Origin of the sequence: Marinobacter denitrificans, from assembly GCF_008795955.1 — a bacterium.
In the GTDB taxonomy this organism is placed as follows: domain Bacteria; phylum Pseudomonadota; class Gammaproteobacteria; order Pseudomonadales; family Oleiphilaceae; genus Marinobacter; species Marinobacter denitrificans.
The window spans coordinates 1,415,503-1,432,265 of record NZ_VMHN01000001.1; the positions used below are offsets into that span (position 1 = coordinate 1,415,503).

The 16,763-nt window shown below is 59.9% G+C and carries 14 protein-coding genes; 2 read left to right on the forward strand and 12 right to left on the reverse strand.

The annotated features are described in order from the left end of the window. Nucleotides 1-16 precede the first annotated feature (16 nt). The 3 genes from FO268_RS06570 to FO268_RS06580 are packed head-to-tail and all read right to left on the reverse strand — an operon-like array spanning nucleotide 17 to nucleotide 5,794. On the reverse strand, nucleotides 17-1,411 hold the full coding sequence (locus tag FO268_RS06570; protein ID WP_150990921.1) for an efflux transporter outer membrane subunit: 1,395 nt from the start codon (nucleotides 1,409-1,411) through the stop codon (nucleotides 17-19). Then, complete coding sequence (locus FO268_RS06575; RefSeq protein WP_150990923.1) at nucleotides 1,404-4,607, reverse strand: efflux RND transporter permease subunit; 3,204 nt, start codon at nucleotides 4,605-4,607, stop codon at nucleotides 1,404-1,406. Before FO268_RS06575 ends, FO268_RS06570 begins: the two co-directional genes overlap by 8 nt. Then, nucleotides 4,604-5,794, reverse strand: a complete 1,191-nt coding sequence (locus FO268_RS06580; protein WP_150990925.1) for an efflux RND transporter periplasmic adaptor subunit — start codon at nucleotides 5,792-5,794, stop codon at nucleotides 4,604-4,606. Before FO268_RS06580 ends, FO268_RS06575 begins: the two co-directional genes overlap by 4 nt. Before the next feature lie 355 nt (nucleotides 5,795-6,149). On the opposite strand from FO268_RS06580, the gene FO268_RS06585 reads away from it, so the two are divergent. Next, entirely contained in the window at nucleotides 6,150-7,109 is a 960-nt protein-coding gene (locus FO268_RS06585; RefSeq protein ID WP_150990927.1) for an AraC family transcriptional regulator, read from the forward strand. Nucleotides 7,110-7,119: 10 nt separating this feature from the next. Here the strand turns inward: FO268_RS06585 and FO268_RS06590 are convergent, their stop codons facing one another. Continuing rightward, nucleotides 7,120-9,180, reverse strand: coding sequence for a TRAP transporter large permease subunit (locus tag FO268_RS06590; RefSeq protein ID WP_150990929.1), 2,061 nt, complete (start codon nucleotides 9,178-9,180; stop codon nucleotides 7,120-7,122). A gap of 25 nt (nucleotides 9,181-9,205) precedes the next feature. Then, nucleotides 9,206-10,270: a hypothetical protein gene (locus tag FO268_RS06595; protein ID WP_150990931.1), complete on the reverse strand. Its 1,065-nt coding sequence runs from the start codon at nucleotides 10,268-10,270 to the stop codon at nucleotides 9,206-9,208. A gap of 264 nt (nucleotides 10,271-10,534) precedes the next feature. Here FO268_RS06595 and FO268_RS06600 point away from each other — a divergent pair, with 264 nt between their 5' ends. Then, on the forward strand, nucleotides 10,535-10,807 hold the full coding sequence (locus tag FO268_RS06600; protein WP_027830102.1) for an HU family DNA-binding protein: 273 nt from the start codon (nucleotides 10,535-10,537) through the stop codon (nucleotides 10,805-10,807). 40 nt (nucleotides 10,808-10,847) lie between these two features. Here the strand turns inward: FO268_RS06600 and FO268_RS06605 are convergent, their stop codons facing one another. From FO268_RS06605 to FO268_RS06635, 7 genes are all read right to left on the reverse strand, one after another. Beyond that, nucleotides 10,848-11,771 (reverse strand): putative solute-binding protein, encoded by a 924-nt coding sequence (locus FO268_RS06605; protein ID WP_225316545.1) that lies wholly within the window; start codon nucleotides 11,769-11,771, stop codon nucleotides 10,848-10,850. 269 nt (nucleotides 11,772-12,040) lie between these two features. Then, entirely contained in the window at nucleotides 12,041-13,312 is a 1,272-nt protein-coding gene (locus FO268_RS06610) for a dihydroorotase (RefSeq protein WP_150990935.1), read from the reverse strand. Then, on the reverse strand, nucleotides 13,309-14,322 hold the full coding sequence (locus FO268_RS06615; RefSeq protein WP_150990937.1) for an aspartate carbamoyltransferase catalytic subunit: 1,014 nt from the start codon (nucleotides 14,320-14,322) through the stop codon (nucleotides 13,309-13,311). Before FO268_RS06615 ends, FO268_RS06610 begins: the two co-directional genes overlap by 4 nt. Before the next feature lie 31 nt (nucleotides 14,323-14,353). Further along, nucleotides 14,354-14,863 carry a bifunctional pyr operon transcriptional regulator/uracil phosphoribosyltransferase PyrR gene (gene pyrR, locus FO268_RS06620; RefSeq protein ID WP_150990938.1) on the reverse strand — a complete coding sequence of 170 codons (510 nt, stop codon included), beginning with the start codon at nucleotides 14,861-14,863 and terminating at the stop codon, nucleotides 14,354-14,356. A gap of 32 nt (nucleotides 14,864-14,895) precedes the next feature. Further along, nucleotides 14,896-15,336, reverse strand: coding sequence for a Holliday junction resolvase RuvX (gene ruvX / locus FO268_RS06625; RefSeq protein WP_150990940.1), 441 nt, complete (start codon nucleotides 15,334-15,336; stop codon nucleotides 14,896-14,898). After that, the gene (locus FO268_RS06630; RefSeq protein WP_191966869.1) at nucleotides 15,329-15,895 is read right to left on the reverse strand and encodes a YqgE/AlgH family protein; all 567 of its coding nucleotides are present in this window, start codon (nucleotides 15,893-15,895) and stop codon (nucleotides 15,329-15,331) included. Before FO268_RS06630 ends, ruvX begins: the two co-directional genes overlap by 8 nt. Continuing rightward, nucleotides 15,892-16,758 (reverse strand): energy transducer TonB, encoded by an 867-nt coding sequence (locus FO268_RS06635; protein WP_150990942.1) that lies wholly within the window; start codon nucleotides 16,756-16,758, stop codon nucleotides 15,892-15,894. Before FO268_RS06635 ends, FO268_RS06630 begins: the two co-directional genes overlap by 4 nt. Between the last annotated feature and the right edge of the window lie 5 nt (nucleotides 16,759-16,763).

The following is a 16,763-nucleotide window of genomic DNA, read 5'->3' on the forward strand; positions in this document are numbered from 1 at the left end:
GGCTTGGCGGGGTGGTCTAACCCGGCGCCCCGACCAGGGAGCGGTATACGTCCACCATCGCCAGGGTCACTGCCGTACGGCTACGCACGGCGGCATCCCGGGTGGCGGTGAACTCCTGTTCAGCCGTCAGTACTTCGAAATAGCCGATGAATCCCTCTTCATAACGGGCCCGGGCCAGCTCCACCGCTTTCTCGGCGTTATTCATGGCCTGTTCAAGTCGTTTTTCCCGTTGTTGGGCGCGCTGGTAACGCACCAACCGTGTCTCTGCTTCTTCTAGCGCTTCCAGTACGGTTTGCTGGTAATTGGCTAGTGCCGCACGGCTGTCGGCCCCCGCGGCCTCTATGCGTGCCTTTACCTTGCCGTGGTCCAGGAAGGTCCAGTCGATGCCCAGGGCCACACGCCGGGTATCCGCGGGGCCGGTGAACAGGTCACTGGTGTCGGCAGTAGCAGAACCTATCATCCCACTGAGGGTAAAGCTGGGAAACAGGTCGACGGTGGCAATGCCGATTCGGGCAGTGGCAGCAGCCAGGCGGCGTTCTGCCGCAGCAATGTCCGGACGTCGTCGCAGCACATCCCCGGGGCTGTCCACGGGAATTGCCGGCAGGGTTTCTGGAAGCGCACGCTGGGGTGACAGCGTTTCCACCAGCGCCATCGGAGGCTGGCCGGTCAGTATGGCAATGCGGTGCATAGCCGCCCGGATACCCGCCTGCAGCGTGGGCAGTTCAGCGCGGGTTCGTTCCAGTTGAGCACGGGCACGCACCTGATCAAACTCCGTCCCCCTCCCCGCACCTACCCGGGCTTCCACAATATCCAGAGATTGCTGTTGCAGTGCCACACTCTGCTGCGCCACCAGATACTGCTGTTGCAGACCGCGCAACTCAAAGTAGCTGCTTGCCAGTTGCCCCACCATCGCGACCTGCACGGTGCCGATATCAGCCCCGGCGGCTTCCAGCTCTGCCCTCTGGGCTTCTGTCGCGCGCCGCAGGCGCCCGAACAGGTCCAGCTCCCAGTTGGCGGCAAGGCCAGCCTGGAATCGCTGTACCCGTTCCGGCCCGGCGCCCTGCGGTGACTGCTCAATGTCCGCCAGGTACTGTTCGGCAGCGGTAGCACTGGCAGTCACGCTGGGCCACTGGTCCCTTTCGGCTCCGTAGAGCAGCGCAGCGGCACGCTCGTAGCGGGCTACCGCGCCTTCCAGGGTGTGGTTAGCCGCCAGGGTCTGGTCAATCAACTGCTCCAGCAAGGGGTCGCCAAACCCATGCCAGAAACGTTGCTGGTCACTGACGCCAGCGACCATCGTCCGCCCCTCCGAGAAGGCCTCCGGTTCCGGTGTGGCCGGCGCCTGGTAATCCGGCCCCACGGCACAACCGGTCAACAGCACCAATACTCCGGTCATTGTGATTACTTTATGCATGGCTACCTCCCGGAACTACATCGTCGTTGGGCTCGTCTTCGCAGATCAGTGTGGATGTGTGATGGCTTTTCAGAGGATGGCTGCCAGACAGCTTGCGCAGAGCCACATAAAACACCGGCGTGAGGAACAGGCCAAACAGGGTTACCCCGACCATGCCGGCAAATACGGCAGTGCCCAGAGCCTGGCGAACCTCGGCACCAGCGCCGGTAGCCAGAACCAGCGGTACCACGGCCGCGGTAAAGGTAATCGAGGTCATAATGATAGGCCGCAGCCGCAACCGGCAGGCCTCCAGTGCCGCCTCCACAACGCCCCGGCCCTGTAACTCCAGCTCACGGGCAAATTCCACGATCAGGATGGCGTTCTTACAGGCCAGACCAATCAACACCACCAGGCCCACCTGGACGAAAATGTTGTTGTCCCCGTCCCCAAACCACACGCCGATCAGTGCCGAGAGCATACACATGGGCACGATGAGGATCACCGCCAGGGGCAAGGTCCAGCTCTCATACAGCGCCGCCAGCACCAGGAACACCAGCAGGATGGAAAGCGGGAATACCACCAGCGCCGCATCGCCCTGGGTGGCCTGCTGAAAGCTCAAGTCGGTCCACTCAAAGTCCATGCCGGCAGGAAGGGTCTCGTCCGCCAGGGCCGTCAGTGCATCCATGGCCTGAGCCGAAGACAGCATCCGCGGGTCTGCTTCGCCGGCAATGTCGGCGGCAGGGTAGCCGTTGTAACGCAATACCGGATCAGGGCCGAAGCTCTGACGGATATCCACCATCGAGCCAATGGGTACCATCTCGCCCTGGTTATTGCGGGTGCGCAGGCGGGCAATATCCTCCAAACTATCGCGGTAGGGGGCGTCGGCCTGGGCAATCACCTGCCAGGTACGGCCAAAGCGGTTGAAGTCATTCACGTACGTGGACCCGAGATAGGTCTGCAGGGTGTCGAACAACTCCGTCAGCGGCACGCCCTGGGCCTTGGCCTTGAGGCGGTCCACTTCCGCATCCAGTTGCGGCACGTTGGCCTGGTAGCTGCTGATGGGGTAACCCATGCCGGGTGTCTGGCTGATCGCGCCCTGGAACTGGTTCACCGCATTCTGCAGGGCACCGTAGCCCAGGTTCCCCCGGTCCTCTATGAACAACTGGTAGCCGGAGCCGTTACCCAGCCCAAGAATCGGTGGCGGCATGAAGGAGAAGGCGAAACCTTCTTTCAGCCCGGCGATTTGCTGGCTGATGCGGGCGTTGATCTCTGCCGCACTCAGGCTACGCTCCTCAAACGGCTTGAGCGGAAAGAACACCACACCGGTGTTGGAGGTATTGGTGAACTGCAGTGCATTCAGACCGGGAAAGGCCACGGCGTTGGCCACCCCTTCGGTATCCATGGCAATATCGGTTACCTGCTGCAGCAACTGATCAGTGCGTTCCAGGGAAGCCCCTTCCGGTAGTTTTACCCCGGCTATCAGGTACAGTTTGTCCTGAGTCGGGATAAAGCCCGGCGGTACCACCTTGAACATCAACCCTGTGCCTGCGAGCAACAAGGCATACACCACGAACACGGCACCGCGCCGACGCAGGGAACGGGACACGCCGCGCTGGTACTTCTCCGCACTGGCGTTGAAGAAACGGTTAAATGGCCGGAAGACCCAGCCGAACAAGGCATCAATGACCCGTTGCACCCGATCCTTGGGTGCTGTGTGGGGTTTGAGCAACATCGCGGCCAGCGCCGGCGACAGGGTCAACGAGTTGATGGTGGAGATTACCGTGGAAATAGCGATGGTCACCGCGAACTGCCGGTAGAACTGGCCCGTCACGCCGGACAGGAAGGCCATGGGGATAAACACCGCGCACAGCACCAGGCCAATGGCGATGATAGGACCAGACACCTCCTTCATGGCCTGATGGGCCGCTGCCAAAGGGGTCCGTCCTTCCTCGATGTTACGCTCCACATTTTCCACCACCACAATGGCGTCATCCACCACGATACCGATGGCCAGTACCAGCCCGAACAGGGTCAGGGTGTTGATGGAATAACCCAGCAGGTAAAGCGCACCGAAAGTCCCTATGACCGACACCGGTACCGCAAGCAGCGGAATAATGGAGGCGCGCCAGGTCTGCAGAAACAGGGTGACTACCAGCACCACCAGCAACACCGCTTCCAGCAGCGTGGCCACCACCGCCTTGATGGAATCACTGACAAAAATGGTCGTGTCGTACACCGCTTCATACTCCACGCCCTCCGGGAAGCGAGTGGCCAGTTCATCCATGGTGTCGATCACTTCATCACGGATTTGCAGGGCGTTGGCTTCCGGTGCCTGGAAGACACCGATGGCCACGGCATCCTTGCCGTCCAGTTGAGAGCGCAGGGTGTAGTCGCCAGCCCCCATTTCCAGCCGGGCCACATCTTCCAGCCGCAGGATTTCGCCGTTGTCGCCGCGTTTGAGTACGATGTCACCAAACTCCTCCACGGTTTCCAGCCGTCCCCTGGCATTGATGAGGGTGAGGAAGTCGCTGTCCGGCACCGGCTCGGCGCCGATCTGGCCGGCGGACACCTGCACGTTCTGTTCACGCATGGCACGCACCACATCGCTGGCGGTCAGGCCACGGGCAGCAATCCGCTCCGGATCCAGCCAGGCGCGCATGGCGTAGTCACCACCACCGAATATCTGCGCGTCCCCTACCCCCTGGATACGCGCGAGGCGATCCCGCACGTGCAAACGGGCATAGTTTCGTAAATAAAGAGTGTCGTAGGTACCGTTCGGGGAGGTCAGATGGACCACCATCAGGAAGGTTGGCGACTGTTTCTGGGTGGTCACCCCCTGGCGCCGCACCTCCTCCGGCAGCCGGGCGAGTGCCTGGCTGACCCGGTTCTGTACCCGTACAGTGGCGTCCTCCGCATCTGTGCCGGGGCGGAAGGTGACGGTCATCTGGAGGACGCCATCCGAGCCCGCTACGGACTTGAAATACATCATGTCCTCGACACCACTGATGGCTTCTTCCAGGGGCGTCGCCACGGTTTCAGCGATTTCCTTGGGGTTGGCACCGGGGTAAACGGTGCGCACCACCACAGACGGCGGCACCACTTCCGGGTACTCGCTGACGGGCAAGTTGGGGATGGAAATCAGCCCGATGGCGAAAATGATAATGGAAAGTACCGCCGCGAATATCGGCCGGTCCACAAAGAAGCGGGAGATATTCATTGCGCCATCTCCCGCGCTACCGCAACCGCGTCAGCATCCTGATCCGATTCCCGCATAGCGACCAGTTGCGGGCTCACCTCCATGCCGGGGCCGTACACTTTCTGCACGCCATTGATTATCACCAGGTCACCGCTCTGCAGGCCGTCGCGGATCACCAGCAGGTCATCCACCTGACGGCCCGTGGTCACCTGCCGTGTGCTGGCCAGGTTGTTTTCATCCACCACGTAGACGTAACGACGGTCCTGGTCGGTCAACACCGCCTTGCGGTTGACCAGCAGTGCGCTGTCCAGTTTGGCCACAGGCATTTCCACACGGGCAAACTGGCCTGGCCTGATCAGACCGTCCGAGTTACTGACCACGGCGCGATACTGCAGTGTGCCGGTTCCCGGGTTCAGGTGGTTGTCCACGAAGTCGAGTTCGCCCTGGTACTGGCGACCGTCCTCATCCCCCAGCGCGATACGCACACTTCGTGGCTGGCCAGTGACAGGCAACTGTTGGCTACGGGATGCGGATTTCTCATCGGCCTCAAAATAGACGTGGAGCGGGTCCACAGACACCACGGTTGTCAGCAGGCTCTGGTCCGCATTAGCGAGGTTGCCGCGTGTTACCAGCGCACGGCCGGCACGGCCGCTGACCGGTGCGGTTATGCGGGTGTACTGCAGATCCAGCTCGGCGGCATCCAGCGCTGCCTGGGCAGCCTGCACCCGGGCACGGGCGCTCAATAAAGCGGCATTGCGCTGGTCGTACTCTTCCTGGGAAATAGCACGGCTTTCCAGTAGTGTCTTGGCCCGGCCGGCTTCACTCCGGGCCAGTTCCAGCTGGCTATTGGCCAGTGCCAGTTCCGCACGGGCTGCCTGCGCCCGCGCTTTGTAAGGCCGGGGGTCTATCTGGAACAGCAGGTCACCGGCCTGTACCAGCTCACCTTCTTCGAACGCCACCTCGTCAATGTAGCCACTCACACGGGGGCGCAAATCCACCGTTTCCGGGGATGCTACCCGGCCGGTGAAGGACTCCCACAGGGTGACCCGGTCCACCAGAACTTCCGCCACATCCACTTCCGGCGGTGGAGGCGGCGCGATCGCCTCGTCGCTTTGTGCCTCACAGCCGGTCATCAACACCGCCAGTGCAATAGCCAGGCCCAGTACCCGGCCGGATTCGCTCAAGTTCTTTGTTATCAGACTTTCCATGGTTTCTCGCTCCAATGTCGGGAACGCCTTGTGAGCACGCCCGTTTGCCAAGTAATCGGTTGGATTGCTTGTTAAGTCGGTTGGGGTTAAACGAATTCGACACAGAGCCTATTTCCTCAAGTTAACTTGAGGTCAATAGGCCCGAATCAGGATGTAAGCTAAGATAAAGAATGCAGGGATGAAGAGGGTATCGGGTTACTGCGGGAAGCTTGCCTGATTCTGCCGGCTGCCATCTGCTGGGCGTGAGGGGTTGCCGATTTCTGCGCGGTCATTGCCTGATCCTGCAGAACATACATGAACCCCCATACGATTCAGGATACGAAGGATTATACTGCCCTGAAAGGGAGACCTACCGATGACTGCCACGATTCCCGAGATTTCCGGAAATCTCACCCTCAACTTGCAGCAACAGCTCGCCCGGGTAGTTGGTAAATGGACGACCCAACAGGGCATCCAGGGTTCGGCCATAAATGGTGTAGAACTGATACGCTGCAACCAGCCTTCCAGCTGCGGTTCAAGTGTTTATGAACCTTCGCTGTGTTTTGTCATTCAGGGCACCAAGACCATCCAGCTGGGCGACCGGGAAATCACCTACCAGCCACTGTCCTATCTGGCCAGCTCGGTACACTTACCGGTACTGGGGCGGATTGTCGACGCCTCAGAGGAACGGCCCTATCTGGCGGCAAAACTCAAGGTAGATCCTCAGGAAGTGGCAGATCTGGTGCTGGAGCTCGGCGAAAAGGCCCCGCCACTGGACCCACACGGACACTGCCCGGAACTTGAATGCGGCCTGTGCATCTCATCCATGGATGAGCCTATGCAGAGTGCGCTTTACCGGCTGCTGGGGTTGCTGGATTCCCCCGGCGACATACCCATACTCGCGCCCCTGGCTCGCCGGGAAATCATTTACCGGACCCTGATTGGAGAGATGGGGTCCAGAATGCGAAAGTTTGCTTCGGCGGAATCCCAGTCCCACCGGATTTCCACGGTGATCTCGGCATTGAAGGATCACTACGCGGAACCCCTGCGAATCCGCGAGTTGGCAGAAGCGGCGAACATGAGTGAGTCCACGCTGTACCACAGTTTCAAGCAGGTAACCCGGATGTCGCCGCTGCAGTTCCAGAAGAAGCTGCGCCTGCATGAAGCCAGGCGGCTGATGCTGGCCGAGGGGCTTGAGGCGGCCACCGCCAGCTATCGGGTGGGCTATGAAAGCCCTTCCCACTTCAGCCGCGAGTACAGCCGCCTGTTCGGAGCGCCCCCAAGAGCTGACGTCACATTACTTCGTGGTGAACGGAAAACGCCCGAGCCGGTGTGACCCTTGCGGCTCAGCCATAGAACAGCAGCGGTACGAACGCCACCAGCACCAGTGATATTCCCATGGCTATCAGCGGCATGATGATGCGCTCGTGCCGCTGGTAGAACGTACCCCCTTCCTGCTGTGCTGCCAGCACTTCCGCTTCTCCTACCACTTGCCGTGTCAGCAGATGGTTCAGTGCCACAGGGGGGCTGAGGTAACCGAGCTCGAACGCCACCAGGGTAACCATCCAGAAGTGAATCGGATGGATACCGCTGCTGTAGGCAATGGTTGCCACCGTTGCAGTTACAAGAATCACGGCCCCGAAGGCGTCCATGATCATCCCCAGGATCACGAGGATGACCACCATCAGCAGCATGGCGGACCAGGCGCTGTCGAAAGACTGTGGGAACGCTTCCATCAGATGGGAGCGCTCAATCACGCCGCCAATGCTGACTGACAGGCCCAACAGCAACAACAGAGCGCCGATTTCGGCGGTGGTGTCGTTGGTGGCTGAGCGCAGGCTGCGTTCCAGGCCCTGGTGTTTGATCTCACCACTGGCCCGACCCTTGCGGTTTTTCAGGCTGATGTGCTCATACAGCAGAATCGCCAGCATGATCACGGGCAGCAATCGGGGGGCCGAGAACTCGTCCATTTTCACATCCAGGGCGAACCGGTACAGCAGCACCACCGCTGTGATCACCAGAACATAAGGAATCAGCTGCTTCAGTGCTGACATCATCGGCGAAAGGGCAACGGATGCCGGAGCGAGGTTGAACTGGCTCTGACGGTTAACGGTCAGCGCGACAGCTGTGAACATGGCAGCCGTAAGTACGAACACCCAGATGCCCCAGCCAAAGAGCTCGTCGGTAGTGACTTCCCGGTTCAGGTAGGCAATGACCACCACCAGCAGACAGGGCCGCAAGACGACGCCGAGGGAACCAGACATGGCGGTGGCGGCCAAAGCCAGATGCCGGCGGGCACCGGCAGCACGCAACTCCGTGTAGATAACGGCACCGGCGGCAATAACAAAGATACCGGAGGCGCCGGTATACGCGGTAGGCACGGCTGCCACCAGCACCGCCACCACGGCCAGAAGTTCGGGCGGCATGCGCCACGGCCTGAATACATTGAACACCAACGTGGCGAGGCGGGTCTGCTTCAGCATCATGCCCACCCACACATACAGGCCCACGTTGAGGAACATGTCAGACAGTTCCATCATCTTGCCCAGGTAGATACCAATACCGGAGGCGTGACCGATCAGTGCAAAATAAGTACCTGATATAAGGCACATAACCGTATAAAGAGGGACGGCCAGAAATGCCTTGTTCAGATCGCCGCCCTCTTCCAGGTCGTCCGGCACCCGTACCAGACGGTAGAGACTGGCCAGGGTCAGCGCCGCGAACCCGATGATCCACAGGTTGTGGAGGAGTAGCTCGTCGGAGGACATGGTGTTGTCAGAGCCGAAACTGGACTGGCGGAAGATCACACTGGAACCAAGCAACATGGCGTTGGCGACAGTCTGCAAGGTATGGGAAACCGTGTAGTCCAGGCGGGTTTCCATCGCTCGCATGGCGATGTGATGGCGGGTCAGGGTTGCGGTAGCTGCACACAGCATTACCAGAATGACCAGTATATAGCGCTGGGATTCGAGGCCGAAGGCGATCAGGTCGGCCACGAAGAGTTCCACTGTTCGATAGGCTTTCACGCCTGGCGTAAGCTTGTCCTTGAGGTTCTCGTAGCTGCGATAGCTCTGGCGACAATCTTCCACCGAGCGTTCGATCGCCAGACGGATATCCGCCGGATCTTTTTCAGCTTCTCCCAGTAGCGCCGCCATGGGATCATCTCCGCTCTCCTCCGCCAGCTCTTCCTGTACCGCGGCTTCGATATCCACGTTCGGGTCACAGGTTGGCTGGACCGGATCTGCCCTCAGTTTGTAATAGCCACTCCACAGTTGCTCGCCACCGCGGAGCATCTGGTTGTGGATATCACTGCTGGTGGAAAACAGCACCACCGCCAGCAAAAGCAGACAGGCCGGCAGGGAGGAGAACCACTCCCTGCCACTACGGCGAAATCCAACCTCGGACATAACAGCTCACTCTGGGAATATTGGTTTACAGCAGATCATCCAGATCCATGGTTTCCACCGCTTCCTTCTCATCGTCCCAGAAGGTTCCCAGCTTGCCGGTCGGCGTACGGTGTCCGGTGTTTTCCATCCACATGCGATCGGAAATAGCGACAATCATCTGGGTGGCCATGGCGTCCACGAACTTCCATTCTTCATTGGAGGGTGTTTCGTCGATCGCTTCGGCATGGCTACGAATAACAGCTCGGAGGCGCTCCTGATCACCCTTGTTCTGAGCAGCAATGGCGTGGAACACATGGCTGAGTCTTACCCCGGCCTCCTCACCCTGCTCATCGGCTACGCTAAGGCGCTGGAAAGGATCTTCGCCCTCGGGCTGCGCGCCGGGGATCATCGACCAGACCGTGGCGCGCAATGCCATGGGCGCGCCCCACCACTTGTCGTTCTCGAGACAACTGGTGGCGCGGGCGACGGTGGAGCCGATGTTCTTGGGAACGCCGATGGACGACGTAGACTGGATCTCGGCATTCAGTGCCTGCAGACCCGACAGCAGGCCCGCCATGTAGATAAATTCGCCAAGGTCGTCGTCAAAGCCGGGACATTCCTCCTCATCCGGTTCGCCGTAGAACGCGTTGTGATGTTTCCAGCCCCGGTGATAACGCTTGGCAGCCAGGGACAGGGCACGCTTCTGGCGAATGATGGCATCTTCGGCCGCTTCCGCGTTCCTTGTACGCAAGGCACCCAGGCTGGCCAGTTCGTGCTCCCGCGCCTGTTCTTCCGCACAACCACCGGCTGACAGATAAAGCATTACCGCCAGTTGGTCAGGCTCGCTGGTTACACGGCCAAAGGACATCAGCAGGGGGGCGGTGGCCTCACTCATGGCGCAACCCATGGCCAGATCTTCACTTTCCAGAAGATAGGGAACGGTGTGATTGCGGGAGAAGCCCTGCATCACATCACCGGTGGTCTTGTAGATCATGTTGTTGACGACACCACAACCACTGAGGACCATTCCTGCAAGAACTGCCGTTACGGCACCGCGAAACCGGACAAACCCGTGAGGTGGCCGGTTGGCAGGTTTCTGAATACGTGTCATAACATCTTACCTTTTTATTTTTAGGGCAACCGGAGCCTCGTCCGGCCGGGGCCGCACACCTGCTTGGTTACAGTTTGTAACCGAAACGGCATTATCGCCCACAACTCCCTGTTTTTATGCGACTCCGCCCGCAAATGAAGCCGGAGGCTCAAATGTATTCGGATTACCGGTTTGCACAATGCGTCGCAAACCGCTATAGATTTGGTCAGCCGGCGGTTACGCAGCCACCGGTGAATAACCAAAAACGACAACAAGGAGTATCCAATGCGCAAACCTGAACTTGCCGCCGCTGTTGCAGACCAGACCGGATTGACCCGGGAGAAAGCCAGCGAAGTGATTACAGCATTCACCGACCAGATCTCCGCTGCTGCTGCCCGGGGCGAAGACACCACCCTGATCGGTTTCGGCACCTTCAACATTCGCAGCCGTGAAGCCCGCGATGGCCGTAATCCCCAAACCGGTGCAACCATCCGGATACCTGCCAGCAAGACAGTCGGCTTCAAGGCAGGCAAGGCGCTGAAAGACTCGATCCGCTAAGTCCGCAACCGGGGGCCGCTCGCCCCCGGTTATCCACTCCTCAGGACGCACACTCGGAACGGGAGCCATCCACCCGGCAGCGAATCGCCTTCATCAGGCTGATAGCGCGTTCGTCGTAGACACCGTCTTCCAGTAATGACAACCGCACCTTGCGAAGCATCTTGTCGTATTCGGCGACGTCTTCCTGTGGCGGATGCATCCACACATCCTCGGGAATACCAGCTTCGGCTTCAGCGATGATTTCGTAGGCCTCATCGATGCGCTGGATGGCCTGGTTACGCACCATCTGGCCAGCACTATCCGGGAAGCGATCGCGATGGATGATCACCTGGAAGTTCATGTAGGCTAGCGCGTACTTGAACACGCCCCCATTGGGGGTCACACCTTTGTAAAGCTCCAGGGGGGAATAGGCCACTGCCGGTGCATAGGCCAGATCGACACTGCCATTGTTGAATTTACCCGCAAAGTTGGCAGAGTTGGAGCCCACTACGGAAGCACCCACATGCCGCACCATGCGCACGGAGGCGCTGTCAAAATCCAGGGTGGCAATGCGTTTGCCCTGCAGCTTTTCCACGGAATCGATCGCACGATCTCGGGTATGGAGGTACACCGCGCCACCGGGGAAAACGCCAGCCACTTCGTAGTTTCCATCGATCAGGAACGGGCGCGCCTTTTCCTGGCTGAGAGTGTTGTAAAGCAGCCGCATTTCCTCTTCACCGGGCACAGCACCCATAGCCTCCAGGGTACCGGTGAATTTGTTGAATTCGCGAGCACGGGTGCCGGTGAGCAATACGGCGTCACACTGACCGGCCTTGAAGTCTTCGGCGGCGACTTTCTCGTCGGTATAGGCACGCAGGTTCAGTTTGATGCCTTCCTTGAGGGCGATGGGCTGGAAGGTTTTGGTAATAGCGAACAGCGGGCCGTTGGCCCCCACCGGATCAAACACACAGAAGCTTCGCTCCATGAGGTCCGATTCCGCCTGGGCAAGCGGCGACAACGCAAGACTGGCACACAGGGCGGCAACCGCTGTGGCCTTTCGCGGTAGGTTGACTAGTTTCACGGGGATGACTCCTGAATTATTATTGTCTGGCCGAGATTAGGCCGGCCACGACAAGAATACTTTGGCACAGGTGCCTGTCATCAAGGGCTCTGAAGCAAAAAGGTAAGGAACTGTGACGGGCTCGACAGAGGTTCCGCAACCTCTGCCACATTTTACCGACATGAAAGCCCGGGCTACAGGTTATTGCAGGGCCAGGCCTGTTGGCCATTGCACAGGGTAAGCCGAACCACACCTGGCAGATCTTTACCGGGCAACGGAATGTGGCGCCCCACTGAACAGAGGTTGGTGTCGTCCGGCCGCCAGCTGGTCCGGGGGTCAAACACACACAGGTCCGCCACTGCACCTTCATGGAGCTCGGCGGAATGGCCAAGCACGGCAGCCGGGCCAGTGGTGAGCGCCCGGATCAGGTCTGCATTGCCCAGCTCGCCTCGCTGCACCAGCAGCAGACCCATGGACAGGGTGCTCTCAATGGTGGAGAGGCCCGGTTCGGTGGCGGCCATCGGGGCCTGCTTGGCAGCGGAGTCGTGAGGCTGGTGCTGGCTGGTGATCGCATCAATTACGCCGTCCCGCACACCGGCCAGCAAAGCCTGCCGGTCTCTCTCCGAACGCAGAGGGGGGCGCACATGGTAACGGCTGTCGAAACCGGACAACGCATCTTCAGTAAACAGGAGTTGGTGCACTGCAACGTCTGCGGTCACTGCAATACCACGCTTCCGTGCATCGGCCAGCATCTCCACGCTACGGGCACAGGATAACTGGCTCAGGTGCAGGCGAACGCCGGTTTCTTCAGCCAGCAACAGCATTTCCATGACCGCAGTGGTTTCCGCCACCTCGGGAATGCCCAGCAGCCCCAGCCTGGAAGCTACCAGACCATCGTGCGCGTACCCATCAGCTGCCAGTGCGCGGTTCTCGGGGCTGAACATCACCGTCAGCCCGAACGTCTGGGCATAGGCCATACAGCGACGCAGCACCCGCGCATTCTTCACCGGACGTGCGCCGTTCCCCAGGGCCACACAGCCCGCGGCCGCCAGGCCCGCCATGTCGCTGAGAAGGTCGCCTTCCAGGCCGCGGGTAATGGCGCCCACCGGCAGTATTCGCACCCCCGAACGCTTGGCAGCCACGTCCAGAATCAGATTGGTGACCGCACCGGAATCGTTCACTGGCGAGGTCTCCGGAGACGCACATACAGTGGTGAATCCACCATGGGCGGCAGCCAGGCTCTCCGAGGCAATATTGCCTTTCTGACCATTGCCGGGCTCGCGCAGGTTGCAGCACAAGTCGACAAACCCTGGCGCCACGATGCAGCCGGCGGCATCAAATTCGTTATCGGCAGACTCTCGTCCAGCGGCATCGCCGAGCGCAGCGATGTAGCCATCCCTGATCAAGACCGTGGTTACAGTATCGGTGTTGGCCAGGCGGCCACCGCTGATTTTCAGGCTGCTCATCCCTCGACCCTCTCTGCCAGCTTGCGATTGCGCTCTGCCATCTGGCCACCCATGGCCATGGACATTACGGCCATGCGAATGGCAATACCGTTGGTGACCTGGTTGAGGATGACCGACTGTGGCCCGTCAGCCACCGCCGATTCTATTTCCACCCCCCTGTTGATGGGGCCGGGATGCATCACAATGCAGCCCGGGTCGGCAAGGGCCAGCTTCTCCCGATTGAGACCATAGAGTCGGTAGAACTCCCGTTCGCTGGGCAGTAGCGCCCCTTCCATACGTTCTTTTTGCAGGCGCAGCATGATCACCACATCCAGGTCTTTCATGCCCCGTTTCATGTCGTATTCCACGGTGCAGCCCAGGCTTTCCACGTCTCTTGGCAGCAGGGTGGCCGGTGCGATCACCCGTACTTCTGCCGCTCCCAATTCGTTCAGGGCACGGATCTGGGAGCGCGCCACCCGTGAGTGCAACACATCACCAACAATGGCCACTTTCAGCCCCTCAAAACGGCCCTTGTGTTGCCGGATGGTGAGCATGTCCAGCATGGCCTGAGTGGGGTGGGCATGGCGGCCGTCTCCGGCATTAATGATCGCCACCCCCGGTGTAACGCTTTCGGCAATAAAATGGGGAGCACCACTCTGGGAATGACGCACCACGAACATGTCGCTGGCCATGGCTTCCAGATTCAGCAGAGTGTCAGACAGGGACTCACCCTTGGACGTGGCTGAGGTATTGATGTCCAGGTTGAGTACGTCCGCCGAGAGGCGCTTGGCCGCCAGTTCGAAGGTGCTGCGGGTGCGGGTGCTGGATTCAAAGAACAGGTTCACCACCGTACGGCCCCGCAGCAACGGCACTTTCTTGATGCTGCGCTCACCCACTTCGATAAAGGAATCTGCGGTGTCGAGAATTTCGGTCAGTAGCGCCCGGTCCAGGCCATCGAGGGTCAGAAAATGCCGTAGCTGGCCGTCGGCGGTAAGCTGAAGGGAGGTCGAGGAAGGGTCGTTTGCCGTCATGTGTCGCCTGTTGGGGTTATGCGTTCGCTGATTACTTGCCCGTTTCCTGTAATTCTATGTGCAGCGGGGCCGGGCCGCGCAATTTCACACGCTGGTGAGACTGCAGGGCCAGTACCCGTCCGGTTACATCCGGCTGCACCGGCAGCTCCCGCGCGCCCAGATCCACCAGTGTGGCGAGGATGATACTTGCCGGCCGGCCATAATCGAAGATTTCATTCATTGCCGCGCGGATGGTGCGACCACTCATGATAACGTCGTCGATCAGGATAATATCCCGGTCTTCGGTGCTGAAAGGCAGACTGGAAGGTTTCACTTTCGGGTTAAGGCCAATGCGGCTGAAATCGTCCCGGTAGAAGGAGATGTCCAGCTCGCCCCAGGGCTCTTTCAGGCCCAGACGCTTGCTCATGACATCCGCCAGCCAGACGCCGCCGGTACGAATACCGATCAATGCCGGGTCGGTGACTCCCCGCTCTTCCAGCCTCTTGCGCAGGCCCTTTTCCAGGTCATCAAGCAGCTGGTCCATATCAAGCAATGCAGTCATTTGAGTCCTCTCATACAACAGCCTGAGCCGGGTCAGGCAGAACGGGATTCCTGCTGATGAAACCAGGTTTCCAGAATCAGCACGGCGGCACGGTCATCGACGCCGTCGCGGCCAAAATCACGACTGCCGCCGGCAGCCAAGACGTCGCCCTTGGCCTCGAAACTGGTCAGGCGTTCGTCCACCATTTCCACTTCGACGTGAAAGCGTCCGTGTAAACGTTTGCCAAATTTTCGGGCCCGGGCGCACATGTCGTTTTCGGTGTCGTCCATGTTCAGGGGCAGACCCACCAGCACACGGTCCGGCTTCCATTCTTTCAGCAGCCGACCAATCTGATCCCAGTCCGGCACCCCGTCCCGGGCTGGCAACATCGTCAGGGGTTTGCCGGTTCCGAGCAACTCCTGGCCGCTGGCCACACCAATCCGCCGGGTGCCGAAGTCGAATGCCATTACGCGGCGATTTCCTGCATCAGGCATGTCCCACAAACTCGCTGAGCTGGTTAAGATCGATGCCGATCAGTTTCAGCACCGCCTGATAGCGGTCCTCCCATGGCGTACGGAACAGGATTTCGGGAGTGGCGGGGCAGGTCAGCCAGGCATTGCTTGCCAACTCATCCTCCAGTTGCCCCTCACTCCAGCCCGCATACCCCAGACACACGAGGTAGTTTTTCGGCCCTTTGCCAGCCCCAATGTCGGAGAGCACATCCCGGGAAGTGGTCAGCAGCACGTCATCGGCCACCCGGGCGGTATTCTGCCAACCGGCATCGGGCGAGTGCAGCACGAAGCCGCGCTCAGTCTGTACCGGCCCCCCACCATAGACGGGCACATCCAGTTCGCCGCCCTCCATATCAAGCTGTTCGAGGATTTCGCCGAGGTGAATATCCAGGGGGTGGTTAACCGTCAGCCCCAGGGCGCCCTCATCGGAGTGTTCGCACAGGTAAATCACCGCGCCATGGAAACGGGGATCCTGCAAATAAGGAGAGGCCACCAGAAACTGGTGCCGCAGACTGTGTGGAGAGTGTTTCGATGCTGTCATCCTGATGTCAGCCCCCGCCGTTCAAATACCCAGGTACGGATAATTTCCAGTTCGTCGATATTCTCTCGCATATCCTCCGGGAAAGGTGCAAACGGCGCCGCCATTCTCACGATGCGAATAGCCGCGTCATCAAGCACCGTGCTACCGGATGACTGGAGTATAGCCAGTTCCTTGATCGAGCCGTCTTTCTTCAGGGAAACCAGCATGCGCAGGGTGCCATAGATGCCCGCCTGCCTGGCCTCCTTAGGGTAGTTGATATTACCCACCCGGGTCACCTTGCTGACCCAGTTCTGCACGTACCATGCGTTGGTCGATTTCAAGGTGGACGCCGCCGTCACCCGCATCACGCGGGGTTTCTTGGCATAAGCTTGCCGTTGCTGGTCGAACCGGGCCTCCAGACTGGCGATTTCGAGGCTGCGCTCCATCAGGCTCTTCTTTTCTTTTACCGGCAACGTTTCTTCCGACTCCGGTTCCGCGGTATCCGGCTTCGACACCTGGCGTTCGCTGGGCGCCTCGGCCTGCACCACAGGCTGCTCCTGCTGAGGCACCGGCTTCACCCGGGAAGGCGGCTCCGGCTGAACCTCGGCGATCTCCTGCTGGCTGAGTTCGGAGGGCTGCGGCGATGTCATTTCCACCGCGTCCTCCTCGGTACCACTGCCTTTCTGGCTGGTCTGGGCAAGGAAATCGGCTTCGTCCGGATCGCTCTCGTCATCATACTGTGACAGGGTGATTTCCATGGTCTGGGCCGAGGAACGCGGAGACTCCGGCGCGAAAGTGATGCCCAACACCACGATGGCATGAACCGCGAGCGCCATGAAGAGTGTGAAAGAAAACCGATCGAAATCGCTGACCTGCACTGCCATTCCTG

What these genes read in the sequence shown, in the direction of transcription:
- FO268_RS06570 (WP_150990921.1), bottom strand. Translation starts at nt 1,411, where the DNA reads ATGCATAAAGTAATCACAATGACCGGAGTATTGGTGCTGTTGACCGGT.
- FO268_RS06575 (WP_150990923.1), bottom strand. Translation starts at nt 4,607, where the DNA reads ATGAATATCTCCCGCTTCTTTGTGGACCGGCCGATATTCGCGGCGGTA.
- FO268_RS06580 (WP_150990925.1), bottom strand. Translation starts at nt 5,794, where the DNA reads ATGGAAAGTCTGATAACAAAGAACTTGAGCGAATCCGGCCGGGTACTG.
- FO268_RS06585 (WP_150990927.1), top strand. Translation starts at nt 6,150, where the DNA reads ATGACTGCCACGATTCCCGAGATTTCCGGAAATCTCACCCTCAACTTG.
- FO268_RS06590 (WP_150990929.1), bottom strand. Translation starts at nt 9,180, where the DNA reads ATGTCCGAGGTTGGATTTCGCCGTAGTGGCAGGGAGTGGTTCTCCTCC.
- FO268_RS06595 (WP_150990931.1), bottom strand. Translation starts at nt 10,270, where the DNA reads ATGACACGTATTCAGAAACCTGCCAACCGGCCACCTCACGGGTTTGTC.
- FO268_RS06600 (WP_027830102.1), top strand. Translation starts at nt 10,535, where the DNA reads ATGCGCAAACCTGAACTTGCCGCCGCTGTTGCAGACCAGACCGGATTG.
- FO268_RS06605 (WP_225316545.1), bottom strand. Translation starts at nt 11,771, where the DNA reads ATGGAGCGAAGCTTCTGTGTGTTTGATCCGGTGGGGGCCAACGGCCCG.
- FO268_RS06610 (WP_150990935.1), bottom strand. Translation starts at nt 13,312, where the DNA reads ATGAGCAGCCTGAAAATCAGCGGTGGCCGCCTGGCCAACACCGATACT.
- FO268_RS06615 (WP_150990937.1), bottom strand. Translation starts at nt 14,322, where the DNA reads ATGACGGCAAACGACCCTTCCTCGACCTCCCTTCAGCTTACCGCCGAC.
- pyrR (WP_150990938.1), bottom strand. Translation starts at nt 14,863, where the DNA reads ATGACTGCATTGCTTGATATGGACCAGCTGCTTGATGACCTGGAAAAG.
- ruvX (WP_150990940.1), bottom strand. Translation starts at nt 15,336, where the DNA reads ATGCCTGATGCAGGAAATCGCCGCGTAATGGCATTCGACTTCGGCACC.
- FO268_RS06630 (WP_191966869.1), bottom strand. Translation starts at nt 15,895, where the DNA reads ATGACAGCATCGAAACACTCTCCACACAGTCTGCGGCACCAGTTTCTG.
- FO268_RS06635 (WP_150990942.1), bottom strand. Translation starts at nt 16,758, where the DNA reads ATGGCAGTGCAGGTCAGCGATTTCGATCGGTTTTCTTTCACACTCTTC.